Source organism: Pseudomonas sp. CM27, assembly GCF_013179515.1.
Classification (GTDB): Bacteria; Pseudomonadota; Gammaproteobacteria; order Pseudomonadales; family Pseudomonadaceae; genus Aquipseudomonas.
In genome coordinates this window covers 1-5,623 of the sequence record NZ_JABMCN010000329.1, presented here as the reverse complement: position 1 = coordinate 5,623, position 5,623 = coordinate 1, and the positions used below count along the sequence as shown (strand labels likewise).

Here is a 5,623-nt window from a genome sequence, read left to right as displayed (position 1 = left end):
CAAGGGTCGCCCCAGCCGGTGAATTCCCAGTCCAGCACCGCTTCCAGCCCCTGCTCGCTGGCCAGGTAGTTGCCCGTGCGGTAGTCGCGGTGCAGCAGACACAGACGGCTGTCTCGCGGTGCATGCAGTTCGCACCAGCGCAGGCCCCACTCCAGTGCCGGGTAGGCATCGTCGAGGGTGTCGAGGTAACGCCGATAGGCATCGACGGTGGCCAGGGCAGGCGAACGCTGCGGCACGGGCAAGAAGTCCAATGCCGCACTCGGCGGGCGGATCTGATGCAGGCGCGCCAGGTTGGCGCCGAGCTGCTCCGCCAGCCGGGCCCGGCCCTGGGCGCCCGCTCCTGCGCTGAGCACCCGCCCGGCAGCGACACCCGACACATACTCCATCAGGAAGAACACCCGCCCGTGGACCTGCGTATCGCGGCACAGCCAGAGTGGCCGCGGAACTTTTACCCCGGCCTGGTGGGCCACCTGCAACACGGCGAACTCCTGGGCGCGGTCGAGGCTGGCCGGCAGCGCGGACAGCGCGTCGCTGCGCAACACCCAGCGCCGGGTACCGGCCCAGGGACCGCCCTCGATCAGCAGTTCGAGCAGCCAGTTTTCCTGGATGGCACCGCCGCTCAGACGCTTGCGGGCTTGAATCTCAACACGCGTTGCCGTTGCCTGCTCACGGATGAAGTCGACAAGGCGCTGCTCATCGGTCGCGACCGCGAGCATGTCGCCTGCCGGACAAGTCGTAGAGGAACTGATCATGAATCAATGGTCCTGCCTTCGGTTTGAAGTGGGCAGGTCAACTGGAGCAACACCCGGGCCAACTTTCTCAGGATCATCTGCAAGCCCCGTCATGCCTGGCCTGCAGCGGCTCATGGGAAAGGCTGGCGAAGCGCGGAATTGCATAGATGAAACAAATTGGTTCAGGATGGAAACAATTCATTTCTGAACAGGCGCCGCCATGCATTCCCCCACCTCCCAGGTCGTCGTGCTGATCAGTCACCTGCAGCGCCCCCTGCAACGCAGCCGCCTCGCGCAAATGGTGGCCGCGCTCGCCGCGGACTACCCCGACACCCACATCGAAGTGCTCGACACCTCGGTGACCGAGGTACTGCAAGCCGCCCGCGAACTGGAATTGCGCGGAGAAGCCGACGTGTTCATCTGCGCCGGGGCCACTGCTGCCTACCTGCGTAAGCACCTGGCGCGCCCGGTACTGACGATGCGTGTGGGCGGCGGTGACCTGCTGCGGGCACTGGGGCAAGCGCGCGAGCATGCCTCGCAAGTGACCTTGCTCAGCTACAACCGCATCGACCAGGGCCTTCAGGCCATGGCCGGGCTGTTCACCGTGCAGGTTCACCAGGCTGCCTACACCTCCCTGGAAGAAGCGCGCCAGGAAGTCGAACAGGCCGCACGGATGGGGTGTCGCAGCATCATCGGCTCATCGACGGTGGTGGAGCTGGCGGAACAGGCCGGCCTGCACGGCGTGCTGTCACTGAGCGAGGACACTGTGCGCAAGGCGCTCGAGGAGGCCGTGGGCATCCTTGATAGCCAACGGATCGAGATCGCCAAGCGCCGGCACTTGAACGCCGTGCTGCAACACATCCCCACCGGCGTGGCGGCGGTCGACAACCAGGGCGTGGTGCAGTCGCTCAATCCGGCCCTGGCTCAGCTGCTGGATTTGCCGCTCAGCGCGGCGCTGGGCCGTCCGCTGCAGCAGCTGTGCCCGGAACTGGACCTGCAGCAGGCGTTTGCAGAGGGCGGCGAAGAAAACCGGGTGATCCGGCTCGGCTCACATGCAGTGGTCAGCAACCTGCTGCCGATCCTCGAGAACGGCCAGCGCACCGGCCTGGTCCTGACCTGCCAGGACACCACCGCCGTGCAGCGGGCGGACCAGCGCATCCGTTCCACCCGCCGGCCCGGCGCCTTTACCGCCCGGTACCGCCTTGAGCAGCTCGACGGCAACAGCCGGGCCAACCGCGAAATGCTGCAGCTGGCCAGGCGTTTTGCCGCCAGCCAGTCAACCATCCTGATCACCGGTGAAAGCGGCACCGGCAAAGAGTTGCTGGCCCAGGGCATCCACAACGAGAGCCCGCGCCGACAAGGCCCCTTCGTCGCCATTAACTGCGCGGCGTTCCCGGAGACGCTGCTGGAAAGCGAACTGTTCGGCTACGAGGAAGGCGCCTTCAGCGGCTCACGCAAGGGCGGCAAGCCTGGCCTGTTCGAAGTGGCGCACCGCGGCACACTGTTTCTCGACGAGATCGGCGACATGCCCGTGCCGCTGCAAACGCGCCTGCTGCGTGTGCTGCAGGAGCGCGAAGTACTGCGCCTGGGCGGCACCGAGCCGATCGCGATCGATGTGCGCATCATCGCCGCTACCCATCAAGACCTGCGAAGCGCGATAGTCGATGGCGACTTCCGTACCGACCTGTATTACCGACTCAATATCCTGCGCCTGCAGACCACCCCTTTGCGCGAGCGCCCCGAGGATATTGCCCTGATCTGCCGGGGCATCAGCCAGCGCCTGCTGGTCCAAGGCCAGCCACCGGGCGCGGCGGACGTGCCAGGCGCCCTGTTGCCTTACCTGACACGCCACGGGTGGCCGGGCAATGTGCGTGAGCTGGAGAACGTAATCGAGCGGGCGATGCTCTCGGCCCGTGAGCTGCTGGGGGAGCATGGCGTAGACGAACAGTACTTGGCGCGGGTGCTGCCCGAGCTGTGCGAAGGGGTTACGCCAACCAGCCGTGCCAGGCCCTCCCGGGAGTCGGACCTGCACAGCATCGGCAAGGCCGCTCAGTTGCGCCATGTGCAGGAAACCCTGGACAACTGCCAGGGCAATCTCGACGAAGCGGCGCGGCAGCTGGGCATCAGCCGGACCACGTTATGGCGAAGGCTCAGGGCAGTGCGGTGAATCTGGTAGTTAGCCACCTGACGGCCGATTACCGACTCAGTATCTGCTCCGGGTCGATGGAAGACGTTCGTCACGAGCGCTCCAGTACGGGCCCGTACTGTCTCCAGGCACTGCATCGAGACACTACAGGACCGGGCAGCATAGTGGTAAAGATACCCGGCGGCTGCCCGGGCCAGGATTCAGCCCCTCGCGTTGGAGTACGCAGCGCCGCCGCGCAAGCCGGTGTTCTCCTCCACCGCCCCGGTGCCGTCGAGGTAACCATGTTTGCGCAGGTCGGGCATGAGTACGGCAGCCAGCAGCGTAATGGCGCTCATGGCCGCCACGTAATAGTAGAAGTACGACTCCACCCCCGCGCCGCGCAATGACAGTGCCACGTACTCGGCCGTGCCGCCACACAACGCATTGCCCAGTGCGTAAGGTAAGCCTACTCCCAGCGCACGAACGGTGGCCGGGTACAGGTCAGCCTTGAGCACGCCGGTCACTGGCGTATAGAACGCTGCAATCAGCAGCCCTAGCATCACCAGCGCAAAGGCCTCGTACGGGTTGCTGACGCTCTTCAGGCCCGTGAGCAATGGCACGATCAACACGCTCGACAGCAGGCCGAAGGCAATCATGCTGTTACGCGAGCCGATACGATCGGCCATCATCCCGAACACCGGCTGCAGACACATGAACACCACCAGCGCGGCGGTCATGATGAAGCTGACCGTCGAGGGATCGAAGCCGGCCGACACCACCAGGTATTTCTGCATATAGGTGGAGAAGGTGTAGAAATGGAGCGAGCAACCGGCCGTAATGGCGATGGTCAGCAACAGAGCCTTCTTGTGCTTCATCAGCGCTTTGATCGAGCCGGCTTCCTTGTGTTTCGCGCCCTGAGCATGGGCGGTCTCAAGCATTGAACGGCGCAGATATACCACCACCAGTGCGCTCACCGCACCGATGAAGAACGGAATACGCCAGCCCCAGGCCTTGAGCTCCTCGATCGGCAGCACGTTCTGCAGCACCACCACCGTGAGCAGCGCGAGCAGCTGGCCGGCGATGATGGTGAAATACTGGAACGAGCCAAAGAAGCAGCGCTTGCCCTTGCGGGAAATCTCGCTGATGTAGGTGGCTCCGGTGCCATATTCAGCACCGACCGAGAGCCCCTGCATCAGGCGGGCTATCAGCAGCAGCACCGGAGCTGCCATGCCTACGGACTCATAAGTGGGCAGCACGGCAATCATCAGCGAGCCGCCACACATCAGGAACACAGAGATGATCATGGAAAACTTGCGGCCCCGGGTATCGGCCAGGTAACCGAAGATCCACCCGCCCAATGGGCGCATGAAAAAGCCCACGGCGAAGATCCCGGCGGTCGCCAGCAACTGCGTGGTCTGGTCGCCTTGGGGGAAGAACAGGGCTGCGAAGTAGATCGAGGTGTAGGCGTAGATGAAGAAGTCGTACCACTCCACCAGGTTACCGGAGCAGGCACCGAGAATGGCGCGGATTCGTTGGCGGTTGGTCAGGTTGTGGATATCAGGCGCAGCGGGATTGTTATTGTCGGCGTGCATGAGGTAACTCCAGATCTTAGGCAAACGCAAGGCAGGAACGACAGCGTCGGTTTACGTTCGATCGATCGAGCTGGAGTCGTGGCGGGAAAAAGCAGGCGGCAAAACGCATGGCGATAAAACGCGCATCATGGGGGTACCTTTTGGGATCTATTATTTTACAAGTCAGCGAAAGCGCACTGACTTTTATTCCCGAGCAAAGCTACGCCCTCGCCTGAATAGCGGCCAGACCCGCTACCCTCTAGCAGTTATGCCTCAATTGAATAGCTGGCTGTGGCTGCGTCACAGCATATGCCCAGCCCAGATGCCTTCGGCCACAAGCTCCGAGGCAATATCGACGAAGGTCTGGCCGACATAGCGGGTTGCCGGGCTCACCTGGCGGTCAGCAGGCAGCACCAGCACCAGTTTGCGCATGGGCGTGGGGTCGACCAGCGGTGCGGCGCACAAAGTGCCGTCGTTCAAGCGCGAGTAAATCGACGCCAAGGGCAATGCGGTGTAGCCGAAGCCATTGCGCACCAGGTCGATCATTGCGCCGAATGAATCCGCCTCGACGCTGGTGGTGATCTTGAAGCCGCGCTCCAGGGCACATTGGTCCATGATCTTGCGCAGCCCATGACGGGGGCTGGGCAAGACCATCGGTTCACTGGCCAACTGTGCGAATGGTACCGCCGTATCGAGACTCAGCCCAGAATCGGGAGGGCCAACAAGCACCAGGTTTTCCATCATCACCGGTTCGATGCGCAGTGTATGCAGGGGCTGCGGATCGTAGGAGATGGCGAGTTCCAGTTCGCCGCGCTGCAACCAGTCCAGCAGGTAGCCGCTGAAGGCCGATGAAAAGCGGATGGACAGGTCCGGGTGGGTGTCGCTGATGCGCTTGACCAGCGGAACCGTGACGATCTCGGCGATGGTCGGCGTGGTGCCGATGGCGACCATGCCGCGAAACGCCGCGCGGCCGCCGGCCACCGAGGTACGAATGGATTCCAGCTCGTTCATGATGCGGGTGGCCCGCTCCAGCACCTCGAGCCCCGCTGCGGTGATTTCCATCCCACGGCCATGGCGCTCGAACAGATAGACGCCCAGCTCCTTTTCCAACTGCCGGATCTGCCGACTCAATGCCGGTTGCGCCACGTGCAGCCGGTCCGACGCCTTGCTCAAGCTGCCAAGTTCTGCCACGTGGA

4 protein-coding genes are annotated in these 5,623 nt (G+C 63.5%); 1 reads left to right on the top strand and 3 read right to left on the bottom strand.

The annotated features are described in order from the left end of the window. On the bottom strand, positions 1–752 hold a 752-nt coding region (locus HP547_RS26925; protein ID WP_256676453.1), incomplete at its 3' end, for a phosphotransferase family protein. Between the two features lie 199 nt (positions 753–951). On the opposite strand from HP547_RS26925, the gene prpR reads away from it, so the two are divergent. Then, complete coding sequence (prpR, locus tag HP547_RS26920) at positions 952–2,898, top strand: propionate catabolism operon regulatory protein PrpR (protein ID WP_172288464.1); 1,947 nt, start codon at positions 952–954, stop codon at positions 2,896–2,898. A gap of 179 nt (positions 2,899–3,077) precedes the next feature. On the opposite strand, the gene HP547_RS26915 is transcribed toward prpR, so the two are convergent. Continuing rightward, complete coding sequence (locus tag HP547_RS26915; RefSeq protein WP_172288462.1) at positions 3,078–4,448, bottom strand: MFS family transporter; 1,371 nt, start codon at positions 4,446–4,448, stop codon at positions 3,078–3,080. Between the two features lie 279 nt (positions 4,449–4,727). Next, a partial coding sequence (locus HP547_RS26910; RefSeq protein ID WP_172288460.1) for a LysR substrate-binding domain-containing protein occupies positions 4,728–5,623 on the bottom strand: 896 nt, incomplete at its 5' end.